The sequence below is a fragment of the Pseudomonas sp. R1-1 genome (assembly GCF_051132135.1).
Lineage (GTDB): Bacteria > Pseudomonadota > Gammaproteobacteria > Pseudomonadales > Pseudomonadaceae > Aquipseudomonas.
In genome coordinates this window covers 5,368,010-5,387,500 of sequence record NZ_CP071663.1, presented here as the reverse complement: position 1 = coordinate 5,387,500, position 19,491 = coordinate 5,368,010, and the positions used below count along the sequence as shown (strand labels likewise).

The following is a 19,491-nucleotide window of genomic DNA, read 5'->3' as shown; positions in this document are numbered from 1 at the left end:
AGCGCACCCCTGATAAGGGTGAGGTCGGCAGTTCGAATCTGCCCAGACCCACCAATTTTGTTATGGGGCCATAGCTCAGCTGGGAGAGCGCCTGCCTTGCACGCAGGAGGTCAGCGGTTCGATCCCGCTTGGCTCCACCATATAAACTGCTTCTGAAAGCTTAGAAATGAATATTCGGTGCGAATATTGATTTCTAGTCTTTTGATTAGATCGTTCTTTAAAAATTTGGGTATGTGATAGAAAGATAGACTGAACGTTACTTTCACTGGTAACGGATCAGGCTAAGGTAAAATTTGTGAGTTCTCTTAATTGAGAAATTCGAATTTTCGGCGAATGTCGTCTTCACAGTATAACCAGATTGCTTGGGGTTATATGGTCAAGTGAAGAAGCGCATACGGTGGATGCCTTGGCAGTCAGAGGCGATGAAAGACGTGGTAGCCTGCGAAAAGCTTCGGGGAGTCGGCAAACAGACTTTGATCCGGAGATGTCTGAATGGGGGAACCCAGCCATCATAAGATGGTTATCTTGTACTGAATACATAGGTGCAAGAGGCGAACCAGGGGAACTGAAACATCTAAGTACCCTGAGGAAAAGAAATCAACCGAGATTCCCTTAGTAGTGGCGAGCGAACGGGGACTAGCCCTTAAGTTGATTTGAGATTAGCGGAACGCTCTGGAAAGTGCGGCCATAGTGGGTGATAGCCCTGTACGCGAAAATCTCTTATCAATGAAATCGAGTAGGACGGAGCACGAGAAACTTTGTCTGAATATGGGGGGACCATCCTCCAAGGCTAAATACTACTGACTGACCGATAGTGAACTAGTACCGTGAGGGAAAGGCGAAAAGAACCCCGGAGAGGGGAGTGAAATAGATCCTGAAACCGTATGCGTACAAGCAGTGGGAGCCCACTTTGTTGGGTGACTGCGTACCTTTTGTATAATGGGTCAGCGACTTATTTTCAGTGGCGAGCTTAACCGAATAGGGGAGGCGTAGCGAAAGCGAGTCTTAATAGGGCGTCTAGTCGCTGGGAATAGACCCGAAACCGGGCGATCTATCCATGGGCAGGTTGAAGGTTAGGTAACACTGACTGGAGGACCGAACCGACTACCGTTGAAAAGTTAGCGGATGACCTGTGGATCGGAGTGAAAGGCTAATCAAGCTCGGAGATAGCTGGTTCTCCTCGAAAGCTATTTAGGTAGCGCCTCATGTATCACTGTAGGGGGTAGAGCACTGTTTCGGCTAGGGGGTCATCCCGACTTACCAAACCGATGCAAACTCCGAATACCTACAAGTGCCGAGCATGGGAGACACACGGCGGGTGCTAACGTCCGTCGTGAAAAGGGAAACAACCCAGACCGTCAGCTAAGGTCCCAAAGTTATGGTTAAGTGGGAAACGATGTGGGAAGGCTTAGACAGCTAGGAGGTTGGCTTAGAAGCAGCCACCCTTTAAAGAAAGCGTAATAGCTCACTAGTCGAGTCGGCCTGCGCGGAAGATGTAACGGGGCTCAAACCATACACCGAAGCTACGGGTATCATCTTCGGGTGATGCGGTAGAGGAGCGTTCTGTAAGCCTGTGAAGGTGAGTTGAGAAGCTTGCTGGAGGTATCAGAAGTGCGAATGCTGACATGAGTAACGACAATGGGTGTGAAAAACACCCACGCCGAAAGACCAAGGTTTCCTGCGCAACGTTAATCGACGCAGGGTTAGTCGGTCCCTAAGGCGAGGCTGAAAAGCGTAGTCGATGGAAAACAGGTTAATATTCCTGTACTTCTGGTTATTGCGATGGAGGGACGGAGAAGGCTAGGCCAGCTTGGCGTTGGTTGTCCAAGTTTAAGGTGGTAGGCTGAGATCTTAGGTAAATCCGGGATCTTAAGGCCGAGAGCTGATGACGAGTTACCCTTTGGGTGACGAAGTGGTTGATGCCATGCTTCCAAGAAAAGCTTCTAAGCTTCAGGTAACCAGGAACCGTACCCCAAACCGACACAGGTGGTTGGGTAGAGAATACCAAGGCGCTTGAGAGAACTCGGGTGAAGGAACTAGGCAAAATGGCACCGTAACTTCGGGAGAAGGTGCGCCGGTGAGGGTGAAGGACTTGCTCCGTAAGCTCATGCCGGTCGAAGATACCAGGCCGCTGCGACTGTTTATTAAAAACACAGCACTCTGCAAACACGAAAGTGGACGTATAGGGTGTGACGCCTGCCCGGTGCCGGAAGGTTAATTGATGGGGTTAGCTAACGCGAAGCTCTTGATCGAAGCCCCGGTAAACGGCGGCCGTAACTATAACGGTCCTAAGGTAGCGAAATTCCTTGTCGGGTAAGTTCCGACCTGCACGAATGGCGTAACGATGGCGGCGCTGTCTCCACCCGAGACTCAGTGAAATTGAAATCGCTGTGAAGATGCAGTGTATCCGCGGCTAGACGGAAAGACCCCGTGAACCTTTACTATAGCTTTGCACTGGACTTTGAATTTGCTTGTGTAGGATAGGTGGGAGGCTTTGAAGCGTGGACGCCAGTTCGCGTGGAGCCATCCTTGAAATACCACCCTGGCAACTTTGAGGTTCTAACTCAGGTCCGTTATCCGGATCGAGGACAGTGTATGGTGGGTAGTTTGACTGGGGCGGTCTCCTCCTAAAGAGTAACGGAGGAGTACGAAGGTGCGCTCAGACCGGTCGGAAATCGGTCGTAGAGTATAAAGGCAAAAGCGCGCTTGACTGCGAGACAGACACGTCGAGCAGGTACGAAAGTAGGTCTTAGTGATCCGGTGGTTCTGTATGGAAGGGCCATCGCTCAACGGATAAAAGGTACTCCGGGGATAACAGGCTGATACCGCCCAAGAGTTCATATCGACGGCGGTGTTTGGCACCTCGATGTCGGCTCATCACATCCTGGGGCTGAAGCCGGTCCCAAGGGTATGGCTGTTCGCCATTTAAAGTGGTACGCGAGCTGGGTTTAGAACGTCGTGAGACAGTTCGGTCCCTATCTGCCGTGGACGTTTGAGATTTGAGAGGGGCTGCTCCTAGTACGAGAGGACCGGAGTGGACGAACCTCTGGTGTTCCGGTTGTCACGCCAGTGGCATTGCCGGGTAGCTATGTTCGGGAAAGATAACCGCTGAAAGCATCTAAGCGGGAAACTTGCCTCAAGATGAGATCTCACTGGAACCTTGAGTTCCCTGAAGGGCCGTCGAAGACTACGACGTTGATAGGTTGGGTGTGTAAGCGCTGTGAGGCGTTGAGCTAACCAATACTAATTGCCCGTGAGGCTTGACCATATAACACCCAAGCAATTTGCGAACTCGAAAGAGACCAGATTGCGGTGTGTGAAGACGAAACGAACCGAAAGTTCGAAACGCACAAACACCAGCTGTCACATACCCAATTTGCTGAAGCGAGGCCATCTGGTCACGACTCAGTACCCGAATTTCTTGACGACCATAGAGCGTTGGAACCACCTGATCCCATCCCGAACTCAGCAGTGAAACGATGCATCGCCGATGGTAGTGTGGGGTTTCCCCATGTGAGAGTAGGTCATCGTCAAGATTAAATTCCGAAACCCCAATTGCGTAAGCAGTTGGGGTTTTGTTTTGCCTGCGAGAAAGTTCTTACAGCATTCACCGACGCCGTCCGGCTGTCACAGCCTGCCGACAATGCTAAGGTTCTGCCTCAGCTTTTGTATTCTCCAAGGAAGCCTTTATGCCGGACGCCCCGTCCCTCAACGCTGCATTCATGGTGGTTCAGAGCAACAGCCTGGACGAGCTGCGCAGCCTTGTGATCAGCATCATGCGGCGCTACCCACTGGCGCCCCTGGAGAACGAGATCGCTCTGGTGCAGAGCAACGGTATCGCGCAGTGGCTCAAGCTGGCTCTGGCAGAAGATCCTCAGGAAGACGACCTCGGCGGCTGCGGTATTGCCGCTGCGATTGATGTGCAATTGCCGGGCAGTTTCATGTGGCAGCTATACCGTCTGGTATTGGGCCGCGATGAAATCCCGCCTAAATCCCTGCTCGATAAAGCGCCGCTGACCTGGCGTCTGATGCGCTTGTTGCCACAACTGATCGACCGCCCGCATTTCGAACCGTTGCAACGTTTCCTTACCCACGACACTGATTTGCGCAAGCGCTATCAACTGTCCGAGCGCCTTGCCGATCTCTTCGACCAATATCAGGTATATCGAGCTGACTGGCTTGAGGACTGGGCCGAGGGTCGCCACCAGTTGCGCAATGTCCGAGGCGAGGTAAAGGCACTGCCTGCGACCAGTTGCTGGCAAGCCGAATTATGGCGAGCACTGCTGGACGATGTAGGCGAAAAGGGCATGGCGCAAAGCCGCGCCGGCGTGCATCAGCGGTTCATCGAACGCATCAATAACCTTGAAAGGGCACCCAGTGGGCTACCGCCGCGAGTGATCGTTTTCGGCATTTCCTCGCTTCCAGCACAGGTCCTCGAGGCGCTGGCAGGGCTTGCGCGTTTCAGTCAGGTGTTGCTCTGTGTGCACAACCCTTGTCGGCACCACTGGGCCGATATCGTCGCCGACAAGGATTTGCTCCGTCACCAGTACAAGCGGCAATCGCGCAAGAGCGGCATGCCGGTCGTACTGGACGCCGAAACCCTGCATCAACATGCGCACCCACTGCTCGCAGCATGGGGTAAACAAGGCCGCGACTACATCAATCTGCTCGACAGTTATGACGATCCGAACAGTTACCGCGCTGCCTTTCGCGACGGTCGAATCGACCTGTTCAGCGAGACCGAGCCGCAGAACATGCTCAACCAGCTTCAAGACGACATTCTAGAGTTACGACCACTCAACGAAACTCGCGAGCACTGGCCTGCTGTCGATCTGGCACAGGACGAGTCGATCCGTTTTCACATTGCCCACAGCGCGCAGCGCGAAGTCGAAATTTTGCATGACCAGCTCCTGGCACGCTTCAGTGCCGACCCGCAGTTGCGTCCTCGTGATGTGATCGTGATGGTGCCGGACATCGATAGTTATGCGCCGCATATCCGCGCCGTATTTGGCCAACTCGATCGTCATGATCCGCGCTTCATTCCATTTACATTGGCGGATCAGGGGCAACGCGGTCGCGATCCGTTGCTGATTGCGGTCGAGCATCTGCTCAAGCTCCCCGACAGCCGTTTTCCGGTCAGTGAAATCCTCGACTTGCTCGACGTTCCAGCATTACGTGCGCGCTTCGGAGTTGAAGAGCGCGACCTGCCAACACTGCATCGCTGGATCGAAGGTGCGGGCGTGCGTTGGGGAATGAACGCCGAGCAGCGAGCAGGCCTTGGTTTGCCTGACGAGCTTGAGCAGAACAGCTGGCATTTCGGTCTGCGCCGAATGCTGCTGGGATACGCCGTCGGCAGCGCAAGCGCCTGTGAGGGTATCGAGCCCTACGATGAGATCGGTGGCCTGGATGCCGCACTGATCGGCCCTCTGGTGGCCTTGCTCGACGCGCTGGAGCTGGCCCACCAGCAGCTCACTCAACCGGCACAACCCTCGGAGTGGGGGTATCGGTTGCAGGCGCTGATGCAGCTGTTTTTCAAAGCGAGCAACGAGCATGACGACTACTTGCTGACGCAACTCGAGGAGCTTCGCGAAAACTGGCTGGAGACTTGCGAAGCGGTGAATCTCACAGATGAGCTGCCGCTCACCGTGGTTCGCGAGGCCTGGCTCGCCGGGCTGGATCAGGGGCGACTGTCTCAGCGCTTCCTCGCCGGTTCGGTGAATTTCTGTACGCTGATGCCCATGCGCGCCATTCCTTTCAAACTGGTCTGCCTGCTGGGCATGAACGATGGCGACTATCCTCGCGCGCAGCTTCCGCTGGACTTCGACCTCATGGGCAGCGATTACCGCCCCGGCGATCGCTCGCGACGTGAAGACGACCGTTATCTTTTGCTTGAAGCGCTTTTGTCTGCGCGCAATCAGCTCTACATCAGTTGGGTAGGCCGTAGCATTCGCGACAACAGTGAACGGCCGGCGTCTGTGCTTATCGGCCAGTTACGCGATCATCTGGCCAGCGGTTGGCGATTGCTCGATGAGCAAGGCGATTTGCTGGATGCCCTGACCGAGGAACACCCGCTGCAACCGTTCAGTGCGCGCTATTTCCATGAAGGCGATCAGTTGTTCAGTTATGCCAGCGAGTGGCAGGTGCTGCATCAAGAGCACCAGCCTCACACTGGTGTCGAGTTGCTTGCTCCTTATGTACAAGAAGAACCGTTGACCCTCGCTTTGTTGCAGGACTTTTTGCGCAACCCGGTTCGACATTTCTTCACCCAGCGACTCAAGGTGTATTTCGAGGCTGCCGAAGCACCAGTGGCGGACGAAGAGCCCTTCGTATTGGACGCATTGCAACGGTATTCGCTCAGCGAAAGCCTGCTCGAAGCGGCGCTGAGGCAGCTGGAAAACATCGATCAAGCGCTCGACGCCCAGGCCCGTCGCCTGCAAAACAGCGGTCTGTTGCCAATGGCAGGATTCGGCGAATGCTTGCAGCGGGAATTGATCGAGCCGTTGCCGGATCTGCTCAAGCGCTATCAACAATTGCTGACGCTCTGGCCTGTTCCGCTGACCAGTGCGTTGCCTGTCAATCTGGAACAGCACGGTTTGCGTCTGGAAGGCTGGCTCGCCGGTTTACATCAACGCGGCGACGGCGGTCTGTTATCCGTCACGACCATTCCCAACAGCATCGGCTCAATCAAGAACCGTAAGTGGCATCGCCTGACCAAGCCTTGGGTCAACCATCTTGTCGCCTGCGCCAGTGACCTTTCGCTGACCACCGCTTTGGTGGCCAGCGATGACACGCTGCTGCTTGAACCGCTGGAGCCTGCACGAGCGACGCGTTTTCTTGGCGATCTGCTCCTTGCCTGGCAGGCGGGCATGCGCCAGCCGCTGCCGATAGCGGTGAAAACCGCGTTCGCGTGGCTGTCGCAGTCCGACCCGCTGAAAGCCGAGGCTGCCGCTTGCAAGGCGTATGAAGGTGACGGACAAACCACCGATGGTGAGCGCCGTGAGAGCCCCGCATTGCTAAGGCAGTTCGCCGACTTCCAGGCGTTGCTGGCCGACGAAACTTTTTCCGGCTGGTGCGATGCCTTGTACCGTCCGCTTTACGAAGCGCCATGGCGTTCGCTGTCCGCTGAGGGGGCACGCACATGAGTACCAAAGCACCCCTCGCGCTGGCATTTCCGTTACATGGCAGCCAGTTGATCGAAGCCAGCGCCGGTACTGGCAAGACCTTTACCATTTCGGCCCTCTATCTGCGGCTGATCCTCGGGCACGGTGACGAGTCGAGCGGATTCGGTCGTGAGTTGCTGCCGCCACAAATACTCGTGGTGACATTCACCGATGCCGCAACCAAGGAACTGCGTGAACGGATACGCACGCGTCTGGCGGAGGCGGCCCGATTCTTCCGCGACGAGATGCCGGCCCCAGACGCACTGATCGCCGAATTGCGCGATCAATTCGAACCCCAGCAATGGCCAGGCTGCGCGAACCGCCTCGATGTCGCCGCGCAGTGGATGGATGAGGCCGCCGTTTCGACCATCCACAGTTGGTGCCAGCGCATGTTGCGTGAGCACGCGTTCGACAGTGGCAGCTTGTTCACCCAGTCGCTGGAAACCGATCACAGCGACCTGCTTGGCGAAGTGCTGCGCGATTATTGGCGTCTGTTCTGTTATCCAATGCAGGGCGATGCCTTGAATTGGGTTCGCAACAACTGGGGCGGGCCTGCGGCCTTGTTGCCACGGGTGCGCGGTCTGTTTGCCAGCGAGCGCGACAATGATGAAACAAGGGCTCCCGCCGAACTGATCGCTGAATGTCTGCAAGAGCGTCGCGCGGCGTTGCTTGAACTCAAAATGCCCTGGCGCCTGTGGGCAGACGAGTTGCTCGCCATCTGCCATCAAGGCGTGGCCGGCAAAACGGTCGACGGTCGCAAGATGCAGGCACGCTATTTCGAACCGTGGTTCGAAAAGCTCAAGGCATGGGCTGAAGACGAGTCCCTGGAACAACTGGACATCGGCACCGGTTTCGCGCGTCTGACGCCTGACGGTATGGCCGAAGCCTGGAAGGGGCCGCCGCCATCGCACCCGGGTCTGGATGCCATGTCGGCTCTCAAGGCGAGCCTCGATGCGCTGCCAACGCCCGATGCTGCGGTTCTGCAACACGCCGCCCAATGGGTCGGCACACGTTTCGAAGAAGAGAAGCGTCGTCGCGCCGAAATGGGCTTTGACGACATGCTCTTGCGCCTCGATGCCGCATTGCAGTCCGACGGTGGCGAACGTCTGGCGACGTTGATCCGTGAGCAATTCCCGGTCGCGCTCATCGACGAGTTTCAGGACACCGATCCGGTGCAGTACCGGATCTTCGAGAGCATCTATCGCATCGAAGAGAACAGTGCCGAAACCGGCCTGTTTCTGATCGGCGATCCGAAACAGGCGATCTACGCATTCCGCGGGGCGGATATCTACACCTATCTGCGCGCGCGTCAGGCCACCACTGGCCGACTGCATACGCTGGGTACCAACTTCCGCTCCAGCCATGGCATGGTCGAGGCGGTCAATCATGTCTTTGCACGCGCCGAATCTCGCGAGCAGGGACGCGGTGCGTTTTTATTCCGCGAGAAAACCGGCAATAACCCGGTGCCATTCCTCCCCGTTGAATCTCAGGGGCGCAAGGAACGCCTGCAGGTCGACGGGCGAGACATTGCAGCCTTGAATGTCTGGCAGTTGCCTGCCGACCAGCCCTTGTCGGGCCTGGTTTATCGTCAGCAATTAGCGTCAGCGTGCGCCAGCGAAATCACCGCGCTGCTCAATGGCGGGCAAAGCGCTAGCGCCGGATTCGTTCAGGACGGCAAAGACTTCAGAGGCTTGCGGCCGTCCGATATTGCGATTCTGGTTCGCGATGGCAAGGAAGCTCAAGCTGTGCGCAGTGAGCTGGCCAACCGTGGCGTGCGCAGCGTGTATCTGTCGGACAAGGATTCGGTATTTGCAGCGCAAGAGGCCCACGATCTGTTGGCTTGGCTCACGGCCTGTGCCGAACCGGATGTCGAGCGCTTGCTCAAAGCCGCACTGGCCTGCGTCACACTGAACCTGCCCTTGACCGAGCTCGAACGGCTGAACCAGGATGAGTTGGTCTGGGAAACCCGCGTCATGCAGTTTCGTGGCTATCGCGAGCTCTGGCGCAAGCAAGGCGTGCTGCCGATGTTGCGGCGCCTGCTGCACGATTTCCACTTGCCGCAAACCCTGATGAAACGCAGTGATGGCGAGCGCGTGCTGACCAACCTGCTGCATCTGTCCGAACTGATGCAGCAAGCCGCCGCTGAACTGGACGGCGAACAAGCGCTGATCCGCCATCTGGCCGAGCTGCTGGTGCTGTCCGGGCAGGCGGGTGAAGAACAGATCCTGCGCCTGGAAAGCGACGAGCAACTGGTCAAAGTCGTGACCATTCACAAATCCAAGGGCCTGGAATATCCGCTGGTATTTCTGCCGTTCATCTGTTCGGCGAAGCCTGTCGACGGCAGTCGTTTGCCGCTGCATTACCACGATGCTGAAGGCAAGGCGCGGGTGAGCCTCAAGCCAACCGCCGAGCTGATCGCGCAAGCGGATGACGAGCGTCTTGCCGAGGATCTGCGTTTGCTCTACGTCGCTCTGACGCGCGCGCAACATGCCTGCTGGCTTGGCGTGACGGATCTCAAGCGCGGCAATAACAACAGCTCGGTGCTGCATCTTTCCGCGCTGGGCTACTTGCTCGGCGGGGGAGCTTCGTTGGGCGAATCCAGCGAACTCAAGGGTTGGCTGCGAGACCTGCAGCAGGGCTGTGCCGCGATCAGTATCGCGGAAATGCCGCAACCTACCGACGAGCATTATCGCCCGCCACGCAATGACGCGGTACTCAGTGCCACCCGCGTGCCCAAGCGCAAGGCCAGCGAAAACTGGTGGATCGCTTCCTACAGTGCATTGCGCATCAGCGACGTGTTGAGCGTCGGCAGAGACGAGGCACCGGACAGTCCGCAAGCGCAAAAACTGTTCGATGACGAACGCCTTGATCCGGACGCGCCGCGAGAGATCATTGCCGGTGGCGCCGATATCCACCGGTTTCCTCGCGGCCCCAATCCGGGCACGTTCCTCCACGGACTGCTCGAATGGGCGGGTGATGAAGGTTTCGCCGTTTCCCGCGAGGCACTGGAAGATGCGATCGCGCGGCGCTGCAATCTGCGTGGCTGGGAGGGCTGGATTACCACGCTCAGTGACTGGCTACAGCATCTGCTCAAGCTGCCGCTTCCCATCGCCGACCGGCAACCGCCCGTCGTGCTGGAGGAGCTGAAGCAGTTTCGCGTCGAGATGGAGTTCTGGTTCGCCAGCCATAAAGTCGATGTGCTCAAACTCGATGAACTGGTGCGTCAGCATACTCACCAGGGCATCGCCCGGGTCGCGGCAGAACCGGTGCAACTCAACGGCATGTTCAAGGGCTTTATCGACCTGACATTCGAACACGACGGGCGTTATTACGTGGCTGACTACAAGTCCAACTGGCTCGGCCTGGATGATCAGGCGTACACCGAAGCAGCCATGGAGCAATCGATTCTCGACAACCGCTATGACCTGCAATACGTGTTGTACCTGCTGGCCTTGCATCGACAGCTCAAGGCGCGGCTGGCGGATTACGATTACGACCGACACGTCGGCGGTGCGTTGTATCTGTTCCTGCGTGGCACACGCGCCGACAGTCGCGGGGTGTATTTCGCTCGCCCGCCGCGCGAACTGATCGAGCGCCTGGACCGAATGTTTCAAGGCAAACCCGAACCCAAGACCGAGCCCGCCTGGGAACAGGGAGTCCTGCTATGAGCCGTACCTTCGCCGATCTGCTTCCCACGCCGCTGGCAGCCGACAGTCTGTCGAAGCTCGCGCCGTTGACCCGTGCCGATGATCTGTTGCTGTTGCTCACGCGATGGGTCGAGCGCGGCTGGCTCCGTGCGCTGGACAAGGCATTCGTCGCCTTCCTTCATGAACTGGAGCCGGACACCGATCCGTTGGTATTGCTCGCGGCGGCACTGACCAGCCATCAACTCGGCCACGGTCATGTCTGTCTCGATCTGTTTGAAACATTGAAGGCGCCTGATTTCGCGTTATCGCTTCCACCCGAGGGCGACGTGCAAGGTGGCGTGTTGCTGCTGCCTTCTCAGTTGCTCGACGCGCTCGATGGTGCGCACTGGTGCAAGGTGCTGGCGAGCAGTTCGTTGGTGGCATTGGCGGCGGATCCCAGTGATGCAGCGCAGCAGCGTCCGCTGGTGTTATCCGGCAAGCGCCTGTACCTGCGTCGATACTGGGCGTACGAGCGGCGCATCGATACGGCGTTGCGCCAGCGCCTGGAGCAGGTCGAGCCGACACCTGCTGACTTGCCGCAGCGCTTGAACGGGTTGTTCGAGTCGGGCGGGCCTGGCGAAGTGATCGACTGGCAGAAGCTCGCCTGTGCCCTCGCTACGCGCGGTGCTTTCAGTATCGTTACCGGCGGGCCAGGTACCGGCAAAACCACCACGGTGGTGCGTTTGCTGGCCTTGCTGCAAGCGCCAGCCGTGGAGGCCGGTCAGCCGTTGCGCATTCGTCTCGCGGCGCCGACCGGCAAGGCGGCAGCGCGTTTGACCGAGTCGATCAGTCAACAAGTGCAGTCGTTGCAAGTCAGCGAAGAGGTGCGGGCGAAAATTCCTTGCGACGTGACCACCGTGCACCGCTTGCTTGGCAGTCGTCCGGGCACCCGGCATTTCCGTCATCATGCCGGCAACCGCTTGCCACTGGATGTGCTGGTGGTCGACGAAGCCTCGATGATCGACCTGGAAATGATGGCCAATCTGCTCGATGCCCTGCCGACTCATGCTCGCCTGATTTTGCTCGGTGACAAGGACCAGTTGGCGTCGGTTGAGGCGGGTGCGGTGCTCGGCGATCTGTGCCGCGACGCCGAAGGCGGTTGGTACAGCCCACAGACCCGACGGTGGCTGGAATCGGTCAGTGGCGAGTCGTTGCAAGACAGCGGTTTGCATGAGGACTTCGACGGTTCTCACCCCCTGGCCCAGCAAGTGGTAATGCTGCGTTATTCCCGGCGCTTTGGCGAAAGCAGTGGCATCGGTCAGCTTGCTCGGCGGGTCAACCAACAGTTGCCGGAGCGGGCACGGCAGTTGCTCGACGCCGGCAACTATGCAGATGTGTATTCGTTATCGCTCAAGGGCGAGCATGACCACCGGCTGGAGCGGCTGTTGCTGGAGGGGCACGGCGATGGCCCGCAAGGTTACCGCCATTACCTGAGCGTTCTGCGCGACAAGCGTCCGCCATCGGGCAGGCCACTTGAACACCCGGACTGGGTCGTTTGGGCGCGGGATGTGTTGCAGGCGTTCGATACGTTTCAGCTGCTGTGTGCTGTGCGCAAGGGACCGTGGGGTGTCGAAGGTCTGAATCAGCGGATTACCGCGGCATTGCTCAAGGCACGCCTGATCGAAAGCGATCAGCAGTGGTACGAGGGCCGTCCGGTATTGATGACGCGCAACGACTACGGCCTGGGATTGATGAATGGCGACATTGGTATCGCCCTCAAGCTGCCCGAGCGCGAGGGACCTGACGCCGGCAAGCCAGTGTTGCGCGTGGCCTTCCCGCGCAACGACGGCCAGGGCGGCGTGCGTTTCGTATTGCCCAGCCGGCTCAACGATGTCGAAACCGTCTACGCGATGACCGTACATAAATCCCAGGGCTCGGAGTTTGCTCATACCGCGCTGATCCTGCCCGATGCCTTGAATCCGGTGCTGACCAAAGAGCTGATCTACACCGGCATCACCCGAGCCAAGCACTGGTTCACCTTGATCGAATCGCGGGCCGGAGTATTCGAAGAGGCGGTGCAGCGCAAGGTCAAGCGCTTGAGCGGCCTGATGCTGGAGCTGGAGGAGGGCACCGATTCTCGCGACTGAAACCCTGCGGCAGGCGGCGATTATTGACTGACCGGTCAGTGGGCGCTGCCTCGCTGGCCTTTCGGCGCTGTGCTATCGTTGCGGCATCATTTCGCTACGATCCAAGAGAATTCCTGCATGAAGGTGTCGGTCTGGGCGACGGGGCGCGTCGTTGTCTGCAAGCAGGTGTTGCTGGTCGTTCTGCTCTGGCTCATGACCAGCGCGGCTATGGCGCAAGCGTCCGCAGGTATGGCTGAACAACGGGCCAAATCCGTCACTCAAGTCGTGCTGGGAATTCTCAGCTACGCGCGCTGGCCGGTCGAACCGGCGCAGTTGCGGCTGTGCATCGTCGGCCCCACCGAATACACCGATGACCTGGTCAAAGGCACCGCTCAGGCGACTGGCCGGCCGGTGCTGGTGCGGCGGCTTTTGGCTGACAACCCGGCGATCGTCAGCGAATGTAATGCGGTCTATATCGGCAAGCTCACCAACGATGAGCGCAGTCGCTTGTTTGCTTCGCTCATCGGCCATCCAGTGCTGAGCATCAGCGAAGGTGGCGATCAATGCACGGTTGGCAGCCTGTTCTGTCTGCGTGTGGGTGATGAACAAGTGTCGTTCGAAGTCAATCTCGACTCCGTGGCCCGCAGCGGTGTGCGTATCCACCCCAGCGTGCTGCAATTGTCGCGGCGCAGGGCGGCGGCGCCATGAGGCTGTTCAGAGCGAGTGACCGCCCGACGTTGGGCTCGGTGATCGGCCGAGGGCATCTGATTGTCGCGCTGGTCGCTGTGGCGATGGCCAGTGTCTCGCTGACCTTGCTCGGTGTGCTCGCATTGCGCGTGTATGCCGATCACAACCTGCATCTGATTGCGCGCTCGATCAGCTACACCGTTGAGGCCGCGGTGGTATTCAACGACAAGGCAGCCGCCACTGAAGCGCTGGCGCTGATCGCCTCGACCGAGGAAGTGGCTGATGCTCAGGTACTCGACAGCCAGGGACAGCTGCTAGCGCAATGGCAGCGCCCGGAAAACGGTTTGATTTCCACATTGGAAATGCAGATTGCCCGCGCCATCCTGGAAAAACCCGTCAGCCTGCCCATTGAACATCAGGACCGCGAAATCGGCCGGGTGCTGCTCACCGGGCATGGCGGCAGTCTGATGCGCTTTCTGCTCAGCGGTCTGGCGGGCATTGTCCTGTGCACGGCGATCAGCGCCTGGGTGGCGCTGTATCTGGCCCGGCGTCAGTTGCGCGGGATCATCGGCCCGCTGCGCGGCCTCGCCGCCGTGGCGCACGCCGCCCGCAGTGAACGTGCGCTGGACCGGCGAGTGGCGCCGGCGCAAATCGCCGAACTCGATAATCTGGGCAATGACTTCAATGCGTTGCTCGACGAGCTGGAGTCGTGGCAAACCCACCTGCAGAACGAAAACGAGACCCTTGCCCATCAGGCCAGTCATGACAGCCTGACCGGCCTGCCCAATCGCGCGTTCTTCGAAGGGCGTTTAATTCGCGCGTTGCGCAGCGCCAGCAAGCACGATGAACGCGCTGCCGTGCTGTTTCTCGACAGCGACCGTTTCAAAGGCATCAACGATAATTTCGGGCACGCGGCCGGCGATGCGGTATTGATGGCCGTGGCCAACCGCGTTCGCGCGCAGTTGCGCGAGGGCGATCTGGTGGCGCGGTTGGGCGGCGACGAGTTTGCTGTACTGCTCGCGCCGCTGCATGCGATCGAAGATGCCGAGCGCATTGCCGACAAGATTCTCGCCAGCATGGACATGCCCATCGCGCTGCCGGGCGACACCCGCGTGGTGACGTCGCTGAGTATCGGCATTGCGGTGTTCCCCGACCACGGCGCCAGCCCGAGCGCCTTGCTCGATGCCGCCGATGCCGCCATGTATCAAGCCAAACGCCTGTCGCGTGGCGCCCAGTTCACTGCCGGGGCGGAGTACCCGGTCGATTCCGAACCCTCCAGGAGCTGATAGCCGTGTCCACTTTGTCCATTCGTTCTTTTTACGCCGTGTTGTTGCTGGCCGTGCTGGCCCTGAGCGGCTGCCAGACCGCACCGCCCAAAGGCCTGACTCCGGCGCAAGTCGCGGTGCTCAAACAACAGGGCTTCGAACTGACCGACGAGGGCTGGGAATTTGGTCTCTCGGGCAAGGTACTGTTTGGCAGCGACGTCGAAAGCCTTAACCCGCAAAGCACCGAGATCGTCGAGCGCATCGGCAAAGCCTTGTTGAGTGTCGGCATCGAACGCGTGCGCGTCGACGGCCACACCGATGCCTCGGGCAAGGAAACCTACAATCAGCAACTGTCGTTGCGCCGGGCCAAGAGCGTCGCCAACGTACTGGGAACGGTCGGGATGAAGCAGGAAAACATTCAGCTACAAGGCCTGGGCAGCAGCGAGCCGGTAGCGTCCAACGACACCGCGACCGGCCGCACGGAAAACCGCCGGGTAGCGATTGTGGTCAGCGCCGATTAATCGGCAAAGCGCATCTCCCGCGTCTGCCCCATCAGCAGCCCCTGATTACGTTCCGTCACCTCGCGGATGTAATCCCACAACAACGTAATCCGCTTCAACTTTCGCAGATCCTCCCGGCAGTACATCCAGAACTGCCGGGTGATATCAATTTCCTCCGCCAGCACCGGCAACAACCGCGGATCTTGCGCCGCAAGGAAGCACGGCAGGATCGCCAGTGATCGCCCCTGCTGCGCAGCGACGTATTGGGCGATGACGCTGGTGCTGCGCAAATGCGCGTTGGCGCCGGGCAGGACGTTCGCCAGATAGAGCAGCTCCGAGCTGAACGCCAGGTCGTCGACATAACTGATGAATTGATGCTTGCTCAAGTCCGCCGGACGGCGGATCGGTGGGTGTTGGTCTAGGTATTCCTGAGTGGCGTAGAGCTGCAAGCGGTAGTCGCAGAGTTTGCAGCAGACGTACGGCCCGTGTTCCGGTCGCTCAAGGGCGATGACGATGTCGGCCTCGCGCTTGGACAGGCTGATGAAGTGCGGCAGGGGCAGGATGTCCACGGAGATCGCCGGGTAGGCGTCGACGAAATGACTCAGTTGCGGGGTGATGAAAAAACTGCCGAAGCCTTCGGTGCAGCCCATGCGCACGTGCCCGGAGAGTGCCACGCCGGAGCCTGAAACCTGTTCGCAGGCCATGTGCAGCGTGCTTTCGATCGACTCGGCGTAACCGAGCAGACGCTGGCCTTCGGTGGTCAGGACGAAGCCGCTGGTCCGTGACTTTTCAAACAGCAATGTACCCAGCGCCGCTTCCAGCGAACTGATGCGCCGCGACACCGTGGTGTAGTCGACGGCCAGCCGTTTGGCGGCGGTGCTGGCCTTGCGGGTGCGGGCGACTTCGAGGAAAAACTTGAGGTCGTCCCAGTTCAGCGAGCCTAACGAGGTAATGTTTTTTTGCATGATGGACGGGCTTATATGTGCGTTCTTATTAGAAGTTTGCACATCTATACTCCAAAAACCGTCCGACAACCATTCTGGACACACGCCTCATCTCAAGGCGAACCTCTCGCCTTGGCTCCTCCGATAAAAACAAGTTATGGAGACCAGCATGAACGCATCGCTTACGCCCAACGACACCACGCTGCAGAAGGTCAAACTGTTGATTGACGGCGAGTGGGTCGAATCGCAGACCACTGAATGGCACGACATCGTCAATCCGGCGACCCAGCAAGTGCTGGCGAAAGTGCCGTTTGCTACCGCTGATGAAGTCGATGCGGCGGTCATCGCCGCGCAGCGCGCATTCCAGACCTGGAAGCTGACTCCGATTGGCGCACGGATGCGCATCATGCTCAAGCTGCAAGCGCTGATTCGTGAGCATTCCAAACGTATCGCCGTGGTGCTGAGCGCCGAGCAGGGCAAAACCATTGCCGACGCTGAAGGCGACATTTTCCGTGGTCTGGAGGTGGTCGAGCACGCGTGTTCGATCGGCACCCTGCAGATGGGCGAGTTCGCCGAAAACGTTGCCGGCGGCGTCGACACCTATACGCTGCGTCAGCCGATCGGCGTGTGCGCCGGCATCACGCCGTTCAACTTCCCGGCGATGATTCCGCTGTGGATGTTCCCGATGGCCATCGCTTGCGGCAACACCTTCGTGCTGAAACCGTCGGAGCAGGATCCGCTGTCGACCATGTTGTTGGTCGAACTGGCGATCGAGGCTGGCGTGCCTGCGGGCGTGCTTAATGTCGTGCACGGCGGCAAGGACGTGGTCGATGGCCTGTGCACGCACAAGGACATCAAGGCCGTGTCGTTCGTCGGTTCGACCGCCGTCGGCACGCACGTCTACGACCTGGCCGGTAAACACGGCAAACGCGTGCAATCGATGATGGGTGCGAAAAACCACGCCGTGGTCCTGCCGGACGCCAATCGCGAGCAAGCTCTGAACGCGCTGGTCGGCGCCGGTTTCGGTGCGGCCGGGCAGCGTTGCATGGCGACCTCGGTGGTGGTGTTGGTCGGTGCAGCGAAGCAGTGGCTGCCGGATCTGAAAGCGCTGGCGCAGAAGCTCAAGGTCAATGCCGGCAACGAGCCGGGCACCGACGTGGGTCCGGTGATTTCGAAAAAGGCCAAGGCGCGAATTCTTGAGCTGATTGAAAGCGGCATCAAGGAAGGCGCCAAGCTGGAGCTCGACGGTCGCGACATCCAGGTGCCGGGCTACGAGCAGGGCAACTTTGTCGGCCCGACCCTGTTTTCCGGCGTGACGCCGGCCATGCAGATCTACACCCAGGAAATCTTCGGCCCGGTGCTGGTGGTGCTGGAAGTCGACACCCTCGATCAGGCCATCGCTTTGGTCAACGCCAACCCGTTCGGCAACGGCACCGGTCTGTTCACCCAGAGCGGTGCGGCGGCGCGCAAGTTCCAGACTGAAATCGACGTCGGTCAGGTTGGCATCAATATTCCGATTCCGGTGCCGGTGCCGTTCTTCAGCTTCACCGGTTCGCGCGGCTCGAAACTCGGCGACCTCGGCCCGTACGGCAAGCAAGTGGTGCAGTTCTACACGCAGACCAAAACGGTTACGGCGCGCTGGTTCGATGACGACAGCGTCAACGACGGCGTGAACACCACCATCAACCTGCGCTGAGGATTCGATCATGAAAATCGCATTTATCGGTCTGGGCAACATGGGCGCGCCGATGGCGCGCAATCTGATCAAGGCTGGCCATTCGCTGAATCTGGTCGATCTGAACAAGACCGTGCTGGCCGAACTGGAACAACTGGGCGGCACCATCCGCGCTTCGGCGCGCGAGGCTGCCGAGGATGCCGAACGGGTGATCACCATGCTACCGGCCGCCGTGCATGTGCGCAGCGTCTGGCTCGGTGAGGAAGGTGTGCTTGCTGGCATCCGCCCAGGCGTGCCGGCGGTCGATTGCAGCACCATCGATCCGCAGACAGTACGCGACGTCGCGGCCGCCGCGGCCAAACACGGCGTGGCCATGGCCGACGCGCCGGTATCCGGTGGCACCGGCGGTGCGACGGCCGGGACGCTGACCTTCATGGTCGGCGCTACCCCGGAACTGTTCGCCACCCTGCAACCGGTGCTGGCGCAGATGGGCCGCAACATCGTGCATTGCGGTGAAGTCGGCACCGGGCAGATCGCCAAGATCTGCAACAACCTGCTGCTGGCGATCTCCATGGTTGGCGTCAGCGAGGCGATGGCGCTGGGCGATGCGCTGGGTATCGACACTTCGGTGCTGGCCGGGATCATCAACAGCTCGACCGGCCGCTGCTGGAGTTCGGAAATGTACAACCCGTGGCCGGGCATCGTCGAAACGGCGCCGGCCTCGCGGGGCTATACCGGTGGCTTCGGGGCGGGGCTGATGCTCAAGGATCTTGGCCTGGCCACCGAAGCAGCGCGTCAGGCGCATCAGCCGGTGATACTCGGCGCGGTGGCGCAGCAGTTGTATCAGGCGATGAGTCAGCGCGGTGATGGCGGCAAGGATTTCTCGGCGATCATCAACAGCTATCGCAAACCACAGTAGGAGGCCTTGGTGCAAAATCTGTGGGAGCGGGCCTGCTCGCGAAGACGGCGTCAGCCTCAACACATCATCGCCTGACAGTCCTCCCCCTCACCCCAGCCCTCTCCCGAGGGGAGGGAGCCGATTGCAGCTCCAGCAGGCTGGCTCCCACAGGGAATTGGGGTGTACTTGATAATGTTTGCCGGGAAATCACGTCGGGTGATTCCCCGGCTTTTTTGCATCAGGCGAAAACGAAATATTTGCGCACGGTCTCGACCACTTCCCAGGTGCCTTTCATGCCCGGCTCGACCACGAAGATATCGCCGGCACGCAGGTGGATCGGCGCCATGCCGTCCGGGGTAATCACGCAGTAGCCTTCCTGGAAATGGCAGTATTCCCACTTCACATACTCGACGCGCCACTTGCCCGGTGTGCAGATCCAGGTGCCCATGATCTTGCTGCCGTCTTCGCTGGTGTAGGCGTTGAGGTTGACGGTGTGCGGGTCGCCTTCGAGTTTTTCCCATTTGCAGGCGTCGAGTACCGGCAGCGGGTGGGTGTCGCGCAGAACGGTGATAGGGGCGGTCGCGGTCATGAGGACTCCGGGGCGGGTGGA

At 59.3% G+C, this 19,491-nt stretch carries 10 protein-coding genes, 2 tRNA genes and 2 rRNA genes (1 of these 14 running past the window's edge); 12 read left to right on the top strand and 2 right to left on the bottom strand.

All coding sequences use genetic code 11. The annotated features are described in order from the left end of the window. The 10 genes from J3P75_RS24200 to J3P75_RS24155 all read left to right on the top strand — a co-directional run. Positions 1 to 54: transfer RNA gene (locus tag J3P75_RS24200), tRNA-Ile, on the top strand (it extends 23 nt beyond the left edge of the window). Positions 55 to 64: 10 nt separating this feature from the next. Next, positions 65 to 140, top strand: a tRNA-Ala gene (locus tag J3P75_RS24195). Positions 141 to 374: 234 nt separating this feature from the next. Further along, positions 375 to 3,268, top strand: a 23S ribosomal RNA gene (locus tag J3P75_RS24190). Positions 3,269 to 3,420: 152 nt separating this feature from the next. After that, positions 3,421 to 3,536, top strand: a 5S ribosomal RNA gene (rrf, locus tag J3P75_RS24185). Positions 3,537 to 3,689: 153 nt separating this feature from the next. Then, positions 3,690 to 7,142 carry an exodeoxyribonuclease V subunit gamma gene (gene recC, locus J3P75_RS24180; RefSeq protein ID WP_434708446.1) on the top strand — a complete coding sequence of 1,151 codons (3,453 nt, stop codon included), beginning with the start codon at positions 3,690 to 3,692 and terminating at the stop codon, positions 7,140 to 7,142. Beyond that, on the top strand, positions 7,139 to 10,828 hold the full coding sequence (gene recB / locus J3P75_RS24175; protein WP_434708445.1) for an exodeoxyribonuclease V subunit beta: 3,690 nt from the start codon (positions 7,139 to 7,141) through the stop codon (positions 10,826 to 10,828). Before recC ends, recB begins: the two co-directional genes overlap by 4 nt. Beyond that, the gene (gene recD / locus J3P75_RS24170) at positions 10,825 to 12,933 is read left to right on the top strand and encodes an exodeoxyribonuclease V subunit alpha (protein ID WP_434708444.1); all 2,109 of its coding nucleotides are present in this window, start codon (positions 10,825 to 10,827) and stop codon (positions 12,931 to 12,933) included. The genes recB and recD overlap by 4 nt, the downstream gene beginning before the upstream one ends. A gap of 117 nt (positions 12,934 to 13,050) precedes the next feature. Next, positions 13,051 to 13,620 (top strand): YfiR family protein, encoded by a 570-nt coding sequence (locus J3P75_RS24165; RefSeq protein WP_434708443.1) that lies wholly within the window; start codon positions 13,051 to 13,053, stop codon positions 13,618 to 13,620. Next, the gene (locus J3P75_RS24160) at positions 13,617 to 14,885 is read left to right on the top strand and encodes a diguanylate cyclase domain-containing protein (protein ID WP_434708442.1); all 1,269 of its coding nucleotides are present in this window, start codon (positions 13,617 to 13,619) and stop codon (positions 14,883 to 14,885) included. The genes J3P75_RS24165 and J3P75_RS24160 overlap by 4 nt, the downstream gene beginning before the upstream one ends. A 5-nt stretch (positions 14,886 to 14,890) precedes the next feature. Beyond that, positions 14,891 to 15,385 carry an OmpA family protein gene (locus J3P75_RS24155; RefSeq protein ID WP_434708441.1) on the top strand — a complete coding sequence of 165 codons (495 nt, stop codon included), beginning with the start codon at positions 14,891 to 14,893 and terminating at the stop codon, positions 15,383 to 15,385. Here the strand turns inward: J3P75_RS24155 and J3P75_RS24150 are convergent. Beyond that, positions 15,382 to 16,329 (bottom strand): LysR family transcriptional regulator, encoded by a 948-nt coding sequence (locus J3P75_RS24150; RefSeq protein WP_434708440.1) that lies wholly within the window; start codon positions 16,327 to 16,329, stop codon positions 15,382 to 15,384. The two genes, J3P75_RS24155 and J3P75_RS24150, sit on opposite strands and share 4 nt — an antisense overlap. A 148-nt stretch (positions 16,330 to 16,477) precedes the next feature. On the opposite strand from J3P75_RS24150, the gene J3P75_RS24145 reads away from it, so the two are divergent. Together J3P75_RS24145 and mmsB are read left to right on the top strand one after the other, a co-directional pair. Next, entirely contained in the window at positions 16,478 to 18,004 is a 1,527-nt protein-coding gene (locus J3P75_RS24145; protein WP_434708439.1) for a CoA-acylating methylmalonate-semialdehyde dehydrogenase, read from the top strand. A gap of 10 nt (positions 18,005 to 18,014) precedes the next feature. After that, positions 18,015 to 18,902: a 3-hydroxyisobutyrate dehydrogenase gene (mmsB, locus tag J3P75_RS24140; protein ID WP_434708438.1), complete on the top strand. Its 888-nt coding sequence runs from the start codon at positions 18,015 to 18,017 to the stop codon at positions 18,900 to 18,902. A gap of 217 nt (positions 18,903 to 19,119) precedes the next feature. On the opposite strand, the gene J3P75_RS24135 is transcribed toward mmsB, so the two are convergent. Continuing rightward, positions 19,120 to 19,470: a cupin domain-containing protein gene (locus tag J3P75_RS24135; protein WP_122589396.1), complete on the bottom strand. Its 351-nt coding sequence runs from the start codon at positions 19,468 to 19,470 to the stop codon at positions 19,120 to 19,122. Between the last annotated feature and the right edge of the window lie 21 nt (positions 19,471 to 19,491).